Origin of the sequence: Lutispora sp., from assembly GCF_041687175.1 — a bacterium.
Classification (GTDB): domain Bacteria; phylum Bacillota; class Clostridia; order Lutisporales; family Lutisporaceae; genus Lutispora.
Genome location: NZ_JAWLCK010000012.1, coordinates 25327 through 41665 on the forward strand (window position 1 = coordinate 25327; position 16339 = coordinate 41665).

Sequence of the window (16339 nt, forward strand, 5' to 3'; positions counted from 1 at the left end):
CAGATTATAGGAGGCTAACTTATGGATGAAGGTAAAATCGGTAATATTGAGATGATCTGTTTGGTAGTAAACGCCATAGTCTGCAAAGCTTTCTTTACAAGTATAGCGGCAGTGGTACAAAAAGTAGGTACTGCAGGATGGTATATGACTATTATATCTGCAGCTGTGGCAATGGGAATCTTCAGCTTAATTCACATGATGACAAAAGCATATGCGGGGAAAAATATTCTTGAGATATATGATGAGACAGTGGGGAAAAAAGCAGGAAGGCTGTTTGCTCTCATCTTCTGTCTAATACTGTTTCTATCAGCTAGCATCACTCTAAGGGAGTTTACCGATGCCACCAATGTATACCTTCTCCATGAGACTCCACCTGGTTTTATTGTAGGCATGTTCATTATAGCTATGACTGTTGTATGCCTTTTAGGTATCGAAGGGTTGGGCAGGGTAGCTAAATTATTTTCTTACATATTGCTGTTTAATTTTTTAATTGTAATGATATTATCATACCAGCGCTTTGAAGCCCACAGACTTTATCCCCTGTTGGGCTATGGCCTAGGCAATACTATAAAAAATGGAATAATGAGGAGCTCGGCATATGGTGAAATAATTCTTATAGGTGTTTTTGCAAAGGCTTTGAATGATACAAAAGATGCAGGGAAAATTGGTTATAAAAGCCTGATTTTTGGAGGCTTAACTATAGCAATCATACTGTTTTCCGTAATTGCATCATTTCCTTATTTTATTGCAGTTGAGCTTGCAGATCCTTTATATATAATGGTATCACTTGTACAATATGGAAGGTTTTTTCAAAGAGTAGAAGTAGTATTCATATTCACATGGAATCTGAGTACACTAATAGGTCTAACTTCAATTTTTTATGGTTCAATCAACTGCTATTGCCATGCATTTAATATAAAGGACAAGAAACCAATAATAATATCCTTTGCAATAACCATATATATAGCAACCCTAATAATTCCTTCTATTTCAATAATCCTGGATTATGTAGTTCCGAACCTTAGAGATTATGGCTGGATAGGGTTTTATTTTCCTATATTTATAGCCTGGATAATGTGGTTTTTCTTCAAAAGGGGGAAGCAGACTTATGATGAGAAGAATTAGTATAGTGTTTATATTATTTGCAGTAGTTTTTCTATCAACCTCATGCTTCGATGCCCATGAGGTTGATAATTATGCATATGTTACAACAATAGGAATAGATAAAGGAGTTGCGGATAAGTGGCGCTTTAGTTTTCAGATAACCAATATGAGAACTGGCGGGCCAAAAGAAGGGTCAGGAGGCAAGGAAGCCCCTGAGTATGTAACTATAACTATAGATGCACCATCTTTTTTTCATGCGGTCAATGTACTGGATACATCCATAGCCAGAACCCTTAACTTTAGACATACCAAATATATTGTTATATCAAGGGATATTGCAGAAGATGGAAAGTTTACTGAGAGTCTCGGTCCAGCAATAAGGTATAGGGAGATAAGAAGGACTACAGGGGTGTTGGTATCAACCTGCACAGCAGAGTCACTTATACAGGAGTTTAACCCTAAGATAGGGATTTCCATGGCCAGATTGCAGGAAGGCCTTATGGAGCAGTCTAAGGAAACAGGCTTCTTTCCTGAGATGAGGCTTAAGGATTACTACAGCGACTTAAAATCAAACTATAGGCAGCCTGTTGCTATTCTGGCCGGTGTAAACAACTTCAATCATCTGCCCTCCCAACAAGAAGGAAATAATATTTCAAAAAAAGAATTAGGAAAAAGAATAGCGGGCGAAATACCTAGAAAAGGAGGAAATACAATTGAATTTTTCGGTACAGCCGTATTCGATGGAGATAGAATGGTGTCTGAGCTTAACGGATATGAAACTAGAATTATGCTAATACTGAGAGGAGATTACAATAAAGGAGTTTTCACCATAAAAGACCCACTAAAACCTGAACTCTATGTATCCGTGCATCTAAGACAAAGAACAAGGCCTAAGGTTAAAGTAGAATTTGAAGATGGCAAGCCTACTATATATATAAAATTGATGTTGCATGGAGAAATACTGGCAATTCAAAGCAGGATAGACTATGAAGAAACAGGTAAAATAGGTTATCTGGAAACTGCTATAGAAGAAACCATAGAGAAGGAGGCAGAAGCTTTGATAGATAAAGCCAAAGAATTGAATGTGGACTTCCTGAACTTTGGTGCTCATGTGGTAAAGAACTTTCTTACTATACAAGAATGGGAAAAGTATAACTGGATTGGGAGGATGGAAACTGTAAAAGCAATAGTGGATGTGGATGTAAAGATGAGGAAGACAGGGACCATGATAAAAAGCGCACCAATAAGGACTGCGGAAGGTGAGGAAGAATGAAGAATTATCTACTGTTAATTTTTGTTCCTCCCCTTATATATGTTGGCAGCTATGGGTATTACTGCTGGAAAAATGGTGACAAACTGGCTGGGGCAGGGGGATTTATCGCTACAGCTATACCTTTTATTCTGGCTGTCATGATGTTTCTCTACCAATGAAAGGATTCACTACATAGTGTTTATAGTTTAAAAATAGAATAGAATAGAATAAGAAAAGACCTTGTAGAAAGGATTATGAACCTTTTTACAAGATCTTTTCTTTATGGGTCAAATATGATTATAGTTCTATAAGTTCGTACTCTCTGCTTCCCATACCAAGCTCCTCACCGTAGGATAGTTGCATCTCTCCTTTGGTATCCGGATGTATCGCCTTAAATTTATCTTCACCGCTTTCTAAACCACAGCCGCAGTCGCCTATTTTACTGAACATATTGCCTGATTGCTTGTTTACCAAGTCATAGCTGGCCTGATCGATAGCCACAGGATCAAAGGAGGCCAGAATACCGATATCAGGTACAATGGGTGCATCGCTCCATGGTACGCAATCACATAGGGGAGTAACATTCATAACGAAGTTCATGAAGGCGATTTTACCCTTTTTTGTTGCCCAGGCACCATAAGCATACTCAGTCATCCTCTCGATGAAAGCATCCATTGCAGTGCCCCACTGAGGCCTTATTACATTATAGATACACATGGAAACACATTCGCCGCATCCTATGCATTTCTCATCCTGGATAAATGCGGAGCCATCCACCATTATGATAGCATCTGCAGGGCAGTTTTTTAGACACATCTGACATGCTTTGCACATTTCCCCTACTTTTGGCTTAGCCGTTGAATGCTGTTGCTGCTTGCCCGCTGCCGGAGCGCAACCCATGGCCATGTTCTTTATTGCTCCACCAAAACCTGCTGTCTCATGACCTTTGAAATGGGACATGACCATCATGGAATCTGCATAATATATGGCTGAGGATATTTTCACATCCTTGAAATGTTTCTTACCAATATGTACATCCATTGAATCCTTGCTGTATATACCGTCGGATATGACTAAAGGTGCATTCACCACGGCATAGGCAAAACCATTTTCAATGGCAGTCACCAGGTGATCCACACCGTTGGATCTGCTGCCCTTATATAAAGTGTTGGAATCGGTCAAAAAGGGCTTGCCGCCTTGTTGCTTTATCTTATCAACAACATGCCTCACATAAATAGGATTTATGAAAGCATTATTCCCTCTCTCTCCAAAATGAATCTTTATAGCTGTTAGCTTATCTGGCTCTATTATATCTTTGAATCCTGCCTTATCAAACAGCTTTGAGACTTTTTGGGATATACTCTCAGAACGCCTTCCTGCCCTCATATTATAAAAATAAACCTTTGATTTCAAATTCATCCCTCCTTACCTAATTATACTATTTCTTAAGGTAATATGAAATATACAGTTTACCTATATTGAAGATGATACCGCACATTGCTATAATTTATTTTAATATTAATTTATCAGAAAGCAAATAAGCAAAACATAATGAAGCATGGCCAAATTATTGAGAGGAGAATATATAATGGATTTTTATAAAAAAGCGATGGAGTATAAACAAACGCTGATAAACATAAGAAGAGATTTCCATAGAGAACCGGAGCTAGGTTTCGAAGAGCACAAGACTTCCCAAAAGATTAAAAAATATCTTGAAAATATGGGAATTGAATATGAAAGTGTGGCAAGGACAGGTATAAAGGCAGTGATAAAAGGAAGAGGAAGCAAAACCATAGCCTTGAGAGCGGATATGGATGCCCTGCCTATTGAGGAAAAGGCACAGCACCAGTATAAATCCGAGATTCCGGGGAAAATGCATGCCTGCGGCCACGATGCCCATATGGCCATACTGCTGGGAGCAGCTATGATTCTGAAGAGCATGGAGAAAGAACTGAAAGGAAATGTGGTACTGCTCTTTGAGCCCGCTGAGGAAACAGTAGGGGGAGCAAGATTCATGGTAGAAGAAGGAGTTCTAGAGAACCCTCATGTGGATGCAGTCATTGGGCTCCATGTGGATGAAAGTCTCCAATGTGGCACCATAGGTTTAAAATCAGGGGCAGCATATGCGGCTTCTAATCCTTTCAGCGTGAAGATAAGAGGGAAAGGTTCTCACGGAGCTCACCCTGAAATGGGAATAGATCCTATAACAATAAGCTGCAATGTTATAAATGCACTGCAGACAATGATCAGCAGAGAAACATCTCCTACAGAGCCTGCGGTCCTTACTATTGGTGCTATACACGGTGGTACAGCCGAAAATATTATTCCTGATGAAGTGGAATTTAAGGGTACCATGAGAACAATGAGCAGTAAGCACAGGCAGTTCTTGAAATCGAGATTTATGGAAATAGTGGAAGGAGTATCCGCATCCATGAGAGGCAGCGCGGAAATCAACATGATTGACGGATATCCCAGTGTACACAATGATGATATTATGCTGGAATTTTCCCGGGAAACTGCTTTAGAGCTGATCGATAGTGATAAGATTATAGATTTGAAGAATCCCAGTATGGGCGTGGAAAGCTTCGCATATTTCTCCATGGAAAGGCCTTCAGTATATTATTTCCTAGGCTGCGGCAACAAAGAAAAAGGCATAATTCATCCAGCTCATAACAGTATGTTTGATGTTGACGAGGATTGTCTGACACTAGGCGCCGCATTACAGGCATTATTGGCATACAAATATTTAAATGATAAATAATGTAGCAAACTTTGGCAGTCTGTAATATTTTTATTAAAGCTATATATTTACAATAACATGGGAATACTATACAATGTAAATGCAAATGATTTGCAAATGGAGGTATAGTATGAGAAGAGCAGTAACAATATTTATTCTACTAATTGCATTAGTCTTTATAATAACAGGCTGTGAAAAAGATGTATCAAACAATGTTATAAATAATGAGGGGAAGAGTAAGCTAAAGATATTTACCAGCTTTTATCCCATGTATTTTATTGCAGAAGAAATTGCACAGGATAAAGCTGAAGTCATCAATATGATACCTGCAGGGGTAGAACCTCACGATTGGGAGCCTACTTTAAAGACTATGGCACAGCTTCAGGAAAGCGATATTTTCATATACAACGGTGCCGGCATGGAGCGTTGGGTTGACAGGGTCATTGAAAATATGGATACCGGCAGAACAAAAATAGTTGAAGCAAGCGAAGGCATAGAACTTATAAGCGGAGAAGAAGATCATGACCATGATCATGGTAACTATGACCCTCATGTCTGGGTAAGTCCAATGAATCTGAAAAAGGAAGCATTGAATGTACTAAATGCATTGATTGAAATGGATAGCTCCAATGAAGAGCATTATAGAGCCAATTATGATAAACTTGCAGCTCGTCTTGACGAGTTGGATAATGATATAAGAGAAGCTGCCAAAAACTTTAATACAAACATCATAGTAACTTCACACGAAGCCTTTGGATATTTTGCCAAAGAATATGATTTGAAACAGATTCCTATAAGGGGAATTTCTCCCCAGCAGGAACCGAGCACTAAAAAGCTAGGTGAGATTGTGAAAATTTGCAGAGACAACAATATCAGATATATATTTGTTGAGAAATTTGTTAATCCTAAATACTCGGAAACCATTGCAAGAGAAATAGACGGGGAAGTGTTAACTCTTAATGCAGCCCATGGCTTAACGAAAGAAGAGATGGATAAAGGAATGGATTACATAACTATAATGTATGAAAATTTGGAAAACCTAAAAAAAGCACTACAATGAAACACACGATAATCTGTCATTCTGAGCGCAAGCGAAGAATCTTATTATAAACATCGTATGGTAAACCCATTGAATGGTTTATCTAAATTCGGAACATTAACGGAGGAAAAATGATAAAAATAGGAGTTATATCAGATACCCATATACCAAGAAGAGCTAAAGCTCTTCCTGATTTTGTATTTGATTCTTTTAAAGGAGTAGACTTTATACTTCATGCTGGGGACTTGTTGTTGGAGGATGTAATAACAGACTTAGAGACTATAGCACCTGTATACGCGGTGGCAGGAAACAATGACAGCTTTGAAATATATGAAAAGTATGGAGAAAGAAGAATTATTGAAGCAGGAGGCAAAAGGATAGGTTTAACCCATGGATATGGCCGGGATAAGACATATTTAAATGCCTACGCTGAATTCATGGAAGATAAAGTTGACTGCATAGTGTTTGGTCATAGCCATGCGCCCTATAATGAAGTATTTGAAGGAGTCCTTCTTTTTAACCCTGGTTCTCCGACAGACAGAAGATTTCAACCTAGTTTCTCATTGGGTATTCTATATATAAATGATTCCATAGAAGGCGAGATACTGTACTTCGACCCACTTAAATAAATGAATATACCTTGTAGCCCTCTAATATATATAATATAGAACTTTTAGGGGGTGAAAAGGTTGAAAAGAAAACTTTTGGTGGTAGCAGTTGTCCTATTATGCATAACTCTTACAGGATGCACCAATCCACTAACCTCTCTCAGGGAATTTTTCAACAAGAAAACAGCAGTAGAAATGGAGCCTGTGGAAGAGGAGGAAAGGGTAACAGAAGACTTGAGTGAAGTTTCAGCAGAGCAGCCCAATGATACAAGAGCAACAGTATTATATTATAAGGACTATGAAAATTTATTGGTACCTGTAATGAGATACATACCCAAGGGTGATTTGGGATTGGCTAAGGCTGCAATAAAGGGCATAATATACAGTCCTGAACTGATGGAAGACTTGAAGCCTACAGGATTATTGCCAACATTACCTCAAGGAACTAAGATAAACGGGGCTGTAATAAAGGATGACGGTTTAGCTATTTTGGATTTTTCCCAAGAATTTTTAAATTTTGACAGCGCAGAAGGAGAAGCTTTAGGTGTTAAGGCGCTGGTATACACTTTGACAGAGTTTCCCAATATTAAATCCGTACAAATAAGGGTTGATGGAAAAACCATTGATGAAATGCCCTACGGAACAAAAATTGGCGAAGCTTTAAAAAGAACAGAAATCAACTTAGTAAAACCGGAAAATTTAAGTGATAAATTATCAAAGGTTATGGTATACTATCAAAAGAAGGGAAAAGGAAATTATTCATATTTTGTTCCATTGACAAAACTTGTTTCAGGGTACACAAACAGTGCCCAGGCAGCTTTGGATGTGTTGCTGGAGGGACCAAATCCAGGCACAGGGCTTGTAAATCCTTTCCCTGCAGGCACCAGACTTTTGGATGTGGAAGTCAATGATGGTATCGCCTATGTAAACTTTTCGAAGGAAATACTCAATGTAAGTTCTGCTGCAGAAGAAAGAGCTATAATTAAATCTGTGACATTAACTCTAAAGGAGTTTCCGGCTATAAATAAGGTTAGACTGTATGTAAACGGACAAACCATAGACGACACTGACAGCATCGGCTCAAATGAATATCTGGATGTGCCCGTATTCGTGAATTTTTATGAATAGAATTTGATATCCACTTGGGTTAACTCAAGTGGGTTTTATTTAAAGTACATAAGGTAACTGCTGTATGAAAGGATGAATGAAAATGGAGAGAATAGATGGAAGAGAATTAAATCAACTAAGGCCTGTTAAGATCACCAGGAATTATTTAAAGCATGCTGAAGGATCCGTGCTGATAGAAATGGGAGATACAAAGGTTATTTGTACTGCCAGTGTTGAAGAGAGAGTACCTCCTTTTTTGAAAGGACAGGGAAGAGGCTGGGTTACAGGAGAATATGGTATGCTTCCTCGCTCTACGGAAGTCAGGAAGCCTAGAGATTCAAGCAGAGGTAAAGTTGACGGTAGAACCATGGAAATACAAAGGCTTATTGGAAGAGCATTGAGGTCAGTGGTAGATTTGGAATCATTAGGAGAAATAACTATCTTTATCGATTGTGATGTAATACAAGCAGACGGAGGTACAAGGACTGCCTCAATAACGGGGGCTTTTGTGGCTTTGGCAGATGCTTTTGGCAAGCTTCTGGAACAGGGAAAAATCTCAAAGATGCCGTTGAATAGCTTTGTCGCGGCTGTCAGTGCGGGAATAAAAGATGATACTGTAATGCTGGATTTGAATTATGCAGAAGACTCTACATGCCAGGTGGACATGAATATCGTCATGACAGAAAAGGGTCAGCTGGTAGAGATACAAGGTACAGGAGAAGAAAAACCATTTACCAGACAAGAAATGGACCAAATGCTTACATACGCAGAAAAGGGCATAATGGAATTAATTAAAATACAAAAGCAAAGCCTTGGAGAACTGGCTGATAAGATAGGAGTTGGAAATATTGGAAGTAGTAGCAGCAACCAATAATCAGCACAAGCTGGAAGAGATAAGAGCTATACTAAAGGACATTGGGTATGAGGTGCTTTCTCTGGATGATGTAGGAATAAAAATTGATATAGAGGAAAATGGAACTACTTTCAGAGAGAATGCACTGATAAAAGCCAGAGAGATATGGAGACTAACAGGAAAGGCCAGCATCGCAGATGATTCAGGCCTTGAAGTCTTTGCATTAAATGGAGAACCCGGAGTATACTCAGCAAGATACGCAGGAGTAGAAGGAAATGAAAAGGATAAGGCAAACAATAAAAAACTTTTGCAGAATATGAAAGATATTCCGGAGAACAAAAGACAAGCCAGATTTGTCAGTGCAATAGCTTTTATATTTTCTGACGGCAAAGAAATAATTACAGAAGGTTATATAAATGGAGCTATTGGACATGAAGAAAAAGGAGATAATGGCTTCGGATATGATCCTCTTTTTATAATCGATGGATTGGACAAGACCATGGCTGAATTAACTTCAGAAGAAAAGAACAAAATAAGTCACAGAGCCAATGCATTGGAGAAATTAAAAAAGGAATTAATTCAATCAGCATCACAAAACACGAATAAATAAAGAAACAATGTAGAAATTAATAGATAGAACAAAACAATACTTTTAAATTGTGCTTTTTTGGTTATTGACTGAAAGATAAAATTCTTATATACTAAGAAAGGTTTCTGATTTAACATTAACAATTAGAAATAATATACGCTATAACCCTTTGGAAATCATGTAAAAATTGTTATTGACAGACCATAAAACAGATGCTATAATTTATAAATGTCGGTAACAATTAAATAACAAGCGGGTGTAGTTCAATGGTAGAACGTCAGCCTTCCAAGCTGATCGCGAGGGTTCGATTCCCTTCACCCGCTCCATACATGCGCCTGTAGCTCAGTTGGATAGAGCAACGGACTTCTAATCCGTGTGCCAGGGGTTCGACTCCCTTCAGGCGCACCATTTATATAATTGTGGTGGGTATAGCTCAGTTGGTTAGAGCGCCAGATTGTGGCTCTGGAGGCCGTCGGTTCAACTCCGACTATCCACCCCATAAATGACATCCTGGGGTGTAGCCAAGGGGTAAGGCACCAGACTTTGACTCTGGCATTCCGTTGGTTCGAATCCAGCCACCCCAGCCAATTTTTCTTTGACTGGTTGGCTGTTAAATATGTCGACCATGTAATATGCAACAAACTAAATATGCGGGATTGGCGGAATTGGCAGACGCGCTAGACTTAGGATCTAGTGTCAACGACGTGGGGGTTCAAGTCCCTTATCCCGCACCATTTACAAGCAATCAATGGAGTACGCGGGTGTAACTCAGTGGTAGAGTGTCACCTTGCCAAGGTGAAAGTCGCGAGTTCGAATCTCGTCACCCGCTCCATTTATTTTTATTTTTGAAAAGTTAAGAAATATACATAAGCGCCCATAGCTCAGTTGGATAGAGTCGCTGACTTCGAATCAGTTGGCCGGGGGTTCGAGTCCCTCTGGGCGCACCATAAGAAACTGTAGGCACTACATAACAATGTAGTGTTTAAGACTCTTTGTCAATTGTTGGGGTGGGAATCTTAAAAATTCCTACCCTTAACTTGTTTTATGAGCATTTTAGTGTTATGTAGATGAAGATGATGTTTTTTTGCACACTTAATAAGCCAACTCCCGTTGACTGCGGATTTTCTATGTATTTTAATTGTTAATTTAGCATATATGTAAAATTCTGTTTCTAAATCTATTGAAATTTCTTATGCCATAGGATATTCGTTTTAATACTTTAATCTTGTTGTTGTACCCTTCTGTTGCTCCATTTGTATAGCCATACTTAAAGGCATTTAAGATTTCTTTGTGCCAGTTTCTAAATGTACCAATACAGGACTCAAATTCTTTGATACCAACTGATTCAGCATATTTTATCCAGTCTAAGAATGCTTTTCTTTGTTCTGAGTACTTATTCATATTGCATATATCATAGAATAACTCTTTAAGTAAATATGCTTGTCTTAAATCATCGTTATATAAAAGCATCAAATCAAGGGCTTGTTTATCTTCTTCAGTAAGTTTATGATTTCTTTTGAGAATAAGACTTTTACTTCGTTTGTAGTACTTCCTTAATGCTGCTGGCATAGTCTTTTGAATTCTTTTTCTAACGTTTTCAATAGCCCATGTAACTTGCCTAATAAAGTGATACTTATCTATGATTATTATTGCATTTGGAAAAAAGATACAGGCAATATCAGCATATTGATTCCACATATCACAAACAAAGAACTTAACCTTAAGCCTTTCGTGCCTTGGAATTGATGAAAAATATTCAATAAGACAGTTTTGTTTTCTGTCTGGCAGAATGTCCAAGACTCTATTCTTCTTTGCGTCAACAAGTATACACTGATATTTCCCAGTCTCTGCATTACCTTTAAACTCATCAATAGAAAGTACTTCAGGTAACTTATTGAGCTTTGGGTATTGAATTCTATCAAATATCCTTATTACTGTTGGTACAGATACATTTGATTGTTCAGCAACAAATGATAAAGAAACGGACTTTGTTAATTCATCGCAAATATAAGCAGCCATCCTATTTGTCATACGGTAATATCTTGGCAGGAAGTCATATTTCTCATAGAACCTCTTGCCACAGCTGCAGACATATCTTCGCTTTCTAAGTACCAGGTATACATATTTTGCGGAGATAGGTAGATCCTTGATTATTTGATTTCTATAATCATGAACTTTTGAAGTTACTAAACCGCAAAGAGGGCATTTAGTTTTCTTTGGCTTGGTAGAAATAAATATTTTGATGCTTTCATAAGAATGGGAAACCTTATTTACAAAAACCCCTTTTAAATTTAATAAATTTGCAGTAGAATAAGAGTGCACTTATATCAAAACTCCTTTCAATGTTTTTCTCCGCAATTAACATTTTAGAGAGTTTTGCTTATAAGTGCATCTTTTTTTGAAAAAATGTTAGAGATTTTACACCCCAATATTAATTATAGAACCCTTTATGTTTAGGTAGCTAGTAAAGGTACTCGAACGGGAGTATTTTTCCACCCTTGCGTGATAGGGAGCGAAGCGACTGAAGCAGGTAGACGCGCATCTATAGAATAAGTCAAAACTAAATTTTAATAATTTGCTATTACTTAACATAATAGAATGTTAAGGTGTACTCTGTGAGCAAATAGTATTTAAAACCAATTATACAAAAAACTACATATAAGTTAGCTATAATAATTGCTTTATTAAAAAAAATAAGCTAAAATTTTAATAAGGTTGCTTCTTTAATGTTCTTATTAAAATATATGTAAATAATATTTAGTTTAGCGGGATTTTATTAAAAAAAATATATAAGTTTTAATATGATATTAATTATCTATATTTAAAGGAGTTGTTGTATGCTATGAAAAGTCAGAATCGTTCAGGCAGGTTTATAAGGCAGATATCTAATTACGCTGCATTTATTCCAAATCCTTTGCCGCCAGATCCACCTATACATATAGACAGCGAAATGATAAATCTATTGTCTGCTGCAGACAGAAAATTAGGTAGATTGGATGGCATAACTCAAACTCTACCCAATCCTGATTTATTTGTTGCAATGTATGTAAAAAAAGAAGCTGTTTTAAGTTCACAGATTGAGGGTACGCAAGCATCATTAATAGATATACTTGAAAATGATGAAGAAAACCAAGAATACAAAGAAAAAAGTGTTGAAGAAGTAGTGAATTATGTAAATGCTATGAACTATGGTATAGAAAGACTGAAGGATTTACCTTTGTGTTTAAGACTAATAAGAGAAATCCATGGTGTTTTACTTAAAAATGCTAGAGGTGGAGAAAGAAATCCGGGGGAATTCAGAAAGTCACAAAATTGGATTGGACCTGCTGGATCTACTCTTTTAGATGCAGCATTTGTTCCCCCGCCAGTACCAGAAATGCTAGATGCCATGAATAATTTGGAGATGTTTATAAATGATGATGATGACATACCACCACTGATAAAGATAGGTTTGATCCATGCTCAATTTGAAACGATACATCTATTTCTAGATGGCAATGGGAGAATGGGAAGATTGTTAATAACTTTTTGGCTATACCAACAAAAAATATTATCAAAACCTCTATTATATTTGAGTTTTTATTTCAAAAAAAATCGTGTTGAATATTATGATCGTCTAATGGATATAAGATTAAAAGGTGATTGGGAAGGATGGTTAAAGTTTTTTCTTAAAGGTATAGCTGAGGTGTCGGATGAAGCAATTGATACTGCAAAACGAATTCTTGAAATGAAAGATCATCATGCATTAAAAATAAATCAGCAATTAAGAAACCCATCAAACGGATTAAAACTTTTAGAAAGGCTATTTGAGAATCCAATTGTAACTGTTAATAAAGTTTCTCAAATGTTAGAAGTATCATATCCAACAGCAAGTACACTAGTTAATGAGCTCTGCAATATAGGTTTACTGAGAAGTAACTCGAATGCTCAACGTAATAGAAAATTCTCTTATTTTGGATATATTAATATTTTACAAGCAGGCACAGAGCTGAAATAAACAGTTTTGATATCCTTATTAAAATCATAAACGCGTCGTTGTATTCTATACTGCCCTTTATATCCAGAAATAAGCATATGAACTCAAGTGCGAAAGTCGAACTATATGGAGATTCAGGGAAAATTATAGTAACTATAGTTATTATATAATTAAAATAAGATTATGAATTGCTTGTATGATGAAATATTGAACAAGTATTCTAGAATCGAATAAGATATAGTGGGGTGGTGAAGAGTATGGAATATGTTATAAATCACATTCCTATAAGAAAAGGAAAAAGGCCTGGAATAAAAGCAAATATGACATCTATTACTGTACACAATACAGGCAATCCTAAAAGCACTGCAATGAACGAAAGAAATTGGTTAGTGAATCCTGATAATAAAAGAACTGCTAGCTTTCATATTGCAATAGATGAAAAACAGGCAGTTGAATGCATACCTTTAGATGAAGTAGCCTATCACAGCGGAAAAGCCGAAGGGAATAGTACCAGCATAGGCATAGAGATATGCGAGAGTGGCAACTACAAACAGAATGAACAAAATGCTATAGAATTAATAGCAAAAATGCTTGTTGAGCGTGGATGGGGTATAGATAGGGTACGCACTCACAAGAGCTGGTCAGGAAAACAGTGTCCATGGAAGATACTACCCTATTGGAATGATTTCTTAGGCAGAATTCAAAAGGAAATGGATAAGTTATTAAAGCAACAAGAAGAAGATAAAGTAAGCGATTGGGCAAAGGATGCATGGAAATGGGTAAAAGAAAATGGAATAAGCGATGCTACTAGACCAAAGGATGTTGTAACCAGAGAAGAAGTGTGGACAATGCTGTATAGAATGAGAGGGTAGTTGAGAGGCTATCCTCTCGTATTTTGTAATGCACAGTATCCTCTGATACTTCTACAGCATATAAATATTGGATTTGAGCATGAATATCTGGCGAAAAACTAATGATTTTGGAATAGAATTTATGTTAAAATTTGAATAACTACTTTATGGATTGTGAGGTATAAATATGATCAAGATACCGAAGGATTTTGTAGCATTTGATCTGGAGACCACTGGTTTCGCTCCACCATGCAAAATATTAGAAATTGGAGCTGTCAAGGTGATAAACTATAAAATTATTGATGAGTTTCAGACCTTTGTTGATCCATGCTGCATTATTCCAAAACACATAACAGAGATAAATGGCATTAACCAGCAAATGGTGAGTAATGCCCCTGAAATAGGAGATGCTTTACCTTTATTCTTAAAGTTTATCGGAAGTCTGCCTATTGCTGCTCATAATGCTTCCTTTGATATGAAATTCATAAACCATGAGGGTATGAAATTGGGATGTCGTATAACCAACAAGGTAATCGATACCCTTGCATTATCCCGGAGGCATTATCCTAGATTGGAGAATCATAAGTTGAATACTGTTGCTCGCCATTTAGGTGTTATAAACAAGCTTGAGCATAGGGGACTTTATGATGCTATGGTAGTTGCTGAGATAATGATAAAAATGTCTCAAGATGATAAACAAGTTGTTTAGTGTTATGAGTTCCTCCTTGATGAAATCAACAACCACGTATTATTTTTTTATTGCCTCCCATATTGTGATGTTTAGGCAAAGCAATAATACATTAATATTCAAGCAAAGGATATAGCTTATCGTCTTCTTTATTTATTCTGTTTTTTATCATGTCAAAAATTATCTTGCTTTCTGCAATAAAACCTTCTTTGTTATTAAGAATTTTACCAGGTACATTATATCTTTGAACAAAAGAAGTAAAGCTTTCAGCAACGCTGCCCATTTCATAATTAAATGCATGTGCAATATTCCATACATCTTCTTTGTTGCTATTCATGAGTTGAGGGTACAAGAACTTGTCTTCAGAAATCAAATGCATTTTTAATTTACCTGCCAAGATATTTAAATTATATGAAATATCTTTTGCGTATACAGCCAGATTATCATTCATAATCAAGGTTTCAATATTGTTGATAATTGTTAAAATATCTCTATGTTGTCTCTTAAGCAAATTCAAATTGCTCATTTAATTCTTCCTTTCTTTTTCATAGTGTAATTGTATAGATAATATAAAATTGCAATCCTTATATTGATATTGTAATGGTAAGTATTGCTTTTTTCTGTAACAAATATTACGAAATTTAACTATATAAGGCTCAGAAGCTAAACTTCCTGGCATGAAAGAGGACATTGTATGTGATATACTATGAGCAGTGATGATACAATAATAAGCCCATGAGGAGTGGTAATATGAAAAAACCTATAGAAGACCTGAGGAAGCGAATGAAAGATGAGAATATAGATGCATATTTATCAATGAACCCAATCAATAGAAGATACATAAGCGGTTTTACCGGAAGTACCGGATATGCTGTGGTAAGTGAAAAGAATGCTGATTTTGCTACAGATTTCAGATACTTTACACAAGTCAAGAAAGAATGTCCCGATTATGAGCTTGTTTCAATCCATAAGGATTACACCATTTTTGAATATTTGAATGAAAGAGGATATAAAACTATTGCCATAGAAGAGGACTTCATGACTGCAGGATTATACAAAGAGTTTGAAAAGAATGTGCCTTCAGCAAAGTTTGTAAATGGTTCAAGGATGTTAAATGAAATAAGGATGATCAAATCCGAAGAAGAGCTGGAACTATTTAAAGAGGCATGCAGGATTACAGATGAAATAATGATGGATGTTATTAAAAGTATTAAGGCAGGTATGACTGAAAAGGAAGTCAATGCATTGATATTGAAGGAAATGATAGATAAAGATGCAGAGACCTACTTTTTCATGCCTATAGTAGCATCAGGTGCCAGATCCTCAATGCCTCATGGAAGGCCGACTGATAAAAAGATAGAACCAGGAGATTTTGTTGTTATCGACATGGGAATTATCTATAAAGGGTATTATTCAGATATGACAAGGACAGTAGTTATAGGAAAGGCTTCAGAAAGGCAGAAGGAGATATATGATACTGTGCTTAGGGCTCAATTAAGGGCAACAGAACTAATAATGCCGGGTATGACTGG

16 protein-coding genes and 7 tRNA genes are annotated in these 16339 nt (G+C 36.7%); 20 read left to right on the top strand and 3 right to left on the bottom strand.

The features are described 5' to 3' along the window. The first annotated feature begins 21 nt into the window (after nt 1-21). Genes ACESM9_RS03670 through ACESM9_RS03680 form a run of 3 tightly spaced genes read left to right on the top strand, consistent with a single transcriptional unit; the run spans nt 22 to nt 2535 of the window. Nucleotides 22-1125 carry an endospore germination permease gene (locus ACESM9_RS03670; protein WP_372995406.1) on the top strand — a complete coding sequence of 368 codons (1104 nt, stop codon included), beginning with the start codon at nt 22-24 and terminating at the stop codon, nt 1123-1125. Then, nucleotides 1109-2377 carry a Ger(x)C family spore germination protein gene (locus ACESM9_RS03675; protein ID WP_372995408.1) on the top strand — a complete coding sequence of 423 codons (1269 nt, stop codon included), beginning with the start codon at nt 1109-1111 and terminating at the stop codon, nt 2375-2377. The genes ACESM9_RS03670 and ACESM9_RS03675 overlap by 17 nt, the downstream gene beginning before the upstream one ends. Next, nucleotides 2374-2535 carry a hypothetical protein gene (locus tag ACESM9_RS03680; protein WP_372995410.1) on the top strand — a complete coding sequence of 54 codons (162 nt, stop codon included), beginning with the start codon at nt 2374-2376 and terminating at the stop codon, nt 2533-2535. Before ACESM9_RS03675 ends, ACESM9_RS03680 begins: the two co-directional genes overlap by 4 nt. Before the next feature lie 118 nt (nt 2536-2653). Here ACESM9_RS03680 and ACESM9_RS03685 read toward each other — a convergent pair whose 3' ends face one another. Next, the gene (locus ACESM9_RS03685; RefSeq protein ID WP_372995412.1) at nt 2654-3769 is read right to left on the bottom strand and encodes a DUF362 domain-containing protein; all 1116 of its coding nucleotides are present in this window, start codon (nt 3767-3769) and stop codon (nt 2654-2656) included. 175 nt (nt 3770-3944) lie between these two features. On the opposite strand from ACESM9_RS03685, the gene ACESM9_RS03690 reads away from it, so the two are divergent. The 13 genes from ACESM9_RS03690 (at nt 3945) to ACESM9_RS03750 (ending at nt 10239) form a co-directional block, all read left to right on the top strand. After that, nucleotides 3945-5117 carry a M20 family metallopeptidase gene (locus tag ACESM9_RS03690; RefSeq protein WP_372995414.1) on the top strand — a complete coding sequence of 391 codons (1173 nt, stop codon included), beginning with the start codon at nt 3945-3947 and terminating at the stop codon, nt 5115-5117. A gap of 109 nt (nt 5118-5226) precedes the next feature. Then, complete coding sequence (locus tag ACESM9_RS03695; protein WP_372995416.1) at nt 5227-6156, top strand: metal ABC transporter substrate-binding protein; 930 nt, start codon at nt 5227-5229, stop codon at nt 6154-6156. Between the two features lie 110 nt (nt 6157-6266). After that, a complete protein-coding gene (locus ACESM9_RS03700; protein WP_372995418.1) occupies nt 6267-6764 on the top strand; it encodes a metallophosphoesterase in 498 nt (165 codons plus the stop codon). 60 nt (nt 6765-6824) lie between these two features. Continuing rightward, a complete protein-coding gene (locus ACESM9_RS03705) occupies nt 6825-7871 on the top strand; it encodes a GerMN domain-containing protein (protein ID WP_372995420.1) in 1047 nt (348 codons plus the stop codon). Between the two features lie 82 nt (nt 7872-7953). Then, nucleotides 7954-8724, top strand: coding sequence for a ribonuclease PH (gene rph, locus ACESM9_RS03710; RefSeq protein ID WP_372995422.1), 771 nt, complete (start codon nt 7954-7956; stop codon nt 8722-8724). Further along, the gene (locus tag ACESM9_RS03715) at nt 8699-9313 is read left to right on the top strand and encodes an XTP/dITP diphosphatase (RefSeq protein ID WP_372995424.1); all 615 of its coding nucleotides are present in this window, start codon (nt 8699-8701) and stop codon (nt 9311-9313) included. Before rph ends, ACESM9_RS03715 begins: the two co-directional genes overlap by 26 nt. A gap of 231 nt (nt 9314-9544) precedes the next feature. Then, nucleotides 9545-9618: transfer RNA gene (locus ACESM9_RS03720), tRNA-Gly, on the top strand. Between the two features lie 5 nt (nt 9619-9623). Continuing rightward, nucleotides 9624-9700: transfer RNA gene (locus ACESM9_RS03725), tRNA-Arg, on the top strand. A gap of 14 nt (nt 9701-9714) precedes the next feature. Then, nucleotides 9715-9791: transfer RNA gene (locus tag ACESM9_RS03730), tRNA-His, on the top strand. A 12-nt stretch (nt 9792-9803) separates the two neighbouring features. Next, a tRNA-Gln gene (locus ACESM9_RS03735) sits at nt 9804-9879 on the top strand. A 63-nt stretch (nt 9880-9942) separates the two neighbouring features. After that, nucleotides 9943-10026 (top strand) — tRNA-Leu (locus ACESM9_RS03740). A 23-nt stretch (nt 10027-10049) separates the two neighbouring features. Further along, nucleotides 10050-10124 (top strand) — tRNA-Gly (locus ACESM9_RS03745). Nucleotides 10125-10162: 38 nt separating this feature from the next. Further along, nucleotides 10163-10239 (top strand) — tRNA-Arg (locus ACESM9_RS03750). Between the two features lie 199 nt (nt 10240-10438). Here the strand turns inward: ACESM9_RS03750 and ACESM9_RS03755 are convergent. Beyond that, nucleotides 10439-11614, bottom strand: a complete 1176-nt coding sequence (locus ACESM9_RS03755) for an ISL3 family transposase (protein WP_372995426.1) — start codon at nt 11612-11614, stop codon at nt 10439-10441. Between the two features lie 520 nt (nt 11615-12134). Here ACESM9_RS03755 and ACESM9_RS03760 point away from each other — a divergent pair. The 3 genes from ACESM9_RS03760 (at nt 12135) to ACESM9_RS03770 (ending at nt 14828) form a co-directional block, all read left to right on the top strand. Next, entirely contained in the window at nt 12135-13289 is a 1155-nt protein-coding gene (locus ACESM9_RS03760) for a Fic family protein (RefSeq protein ID WP_372995428.1), read from the top strand. Between the two features lie 236 nt (nt 13290-13525). Then, nucleotides 13526-14140, top strand: a complete 615-nt coding sequence (locus ACESM9_RS03765; RefSeq protein ID WP_372995430.1) for an N-acetylmuramoyl-L-alanine amidase family protein — start codon at nt 13526-13528, stop codon at nt 14138-14140. Nucleotides 14141-14306: 166 nt separating this feature from the next. Continuing rightward, nucleotides 14307-14828, top strand: coding sequence for a PolC-type DNA polymerase III (locus ACESM9_RS03770; RefSeq protein WP_372995432.1), 522 nt, complete (start codon nt 14307-14309; stop codon nt 14826-14828). 91 nt (nt 14829-14919) lie between these two features. Here ACESM9_RS03770 and ACESM9_RS03775 read toward each other — a convergent pair whose 3' ends face one another. After that, on the bottom strand, nt 14920-15333 hold the full coding sequence (locus ACESM9_RS03775; RefSeq protein ID WP_372995434.1) for a hemerythrin domain-containing protein: 414 nt from the start codon (nt 15331-15333) through the stop codon (nt 14920-14922). A gap of 224 nt (nt 15334-15557) precedes the next feature. Between ACESM9_RS03775 and ACESM9_RS03780 the strand changes: the two genes are divergently transcribed. Next, nucleotides 15558-16339 (top strand): M24 family metallopeptidase (locus ACESM9_RS03780; protein ID WP_372995436.1); only part of this gene is annotated, 782 nt, incomplete at its 3' end.

What these genes read in the sequence shown, in the direction of transcription:
- ACESM9_RS03700 (WP_372995418.1), top strand. Translation starts at nt 6,267, where the DNA reads ATGATAAAAATAGGAGTTATATCAGATACCCATATACCAAGAAGAGCT.
- ACESM9_RS03770 (WP_372995432.1), top strand. Translation starts at nt 14,307, where the DNA reads ATGATCAAGATACCGAAGGATTTTGTAGCATTTGATCTGGAGACCACT.
- ACESM9_RS03695 (WP_372995416.1), top strand. Translation starts at nt 5,227, where the DNA reads ATGAGAAGAGCAGTAACAATATTTATTCTACTAATTGCATTAGTCTTT.
- ACESM9_RS03760 (WP_372995428.1), top strand. Translation starts at nt 12,135, where the DNA reads ATGAAAAGTCAGAATCGTTCAGGCAGGTTTATAAGGCAGATATCTAAT.
- ACESM9_RS03670 (WP_372995406.1), top strand. Translation starts at nt 22, where the DNA reads ATGGATGAAGGTAAAATCGGTAATATTGAGATGATCTGTTTGGTAGTA.
- ACESM9_RS03690 (WP_372995414.1), top strand. Translation starts at nt 3,945, where the DNA reads ATGGATTTTTATAAAAAAGCGATGGAGTATAAACAAACGCTGATAAAC.
- ACESM9_RS03775 (WP_372995434.1), bottom strand. Translation starts at nt 15,333, where the DNA reads ATGAGCAATTTGAATTTGCTTAAGAGACAACATAGAGATATTTTAACA.
- ACESM9_RS03675 (WP_372995408.1), top strand. Translation starts at nt 1,109, where the DNA reads ATGATGAGAAGAATTAGTATAGTGTTTATATTATTTGCAGTAGTTTTT.
- ACESM9_RS03680 (WP_372995410.1), top strand. Translation starts at nt 2,374, where the DNA reads ATGAAGAATTATCTACTGTTAATTTTTGTTCCTCCCCTTATATATGTT.
- ACESM9_RS03765 (WP_372995430.1), top strand. Translation starts at nt 13,526, where the DNA reads ATGGAATATGTTATAAATCACATTCCTATAAGAAAAGGAAAAAGGCCT.
- rph (WP_372995422.1), top strand. Translation starts at nt 7,954, where the DNA reads ATGGAGAGAATAGATGGAAGAGAATTAAATCAACTAAGGCCTGTTAAG.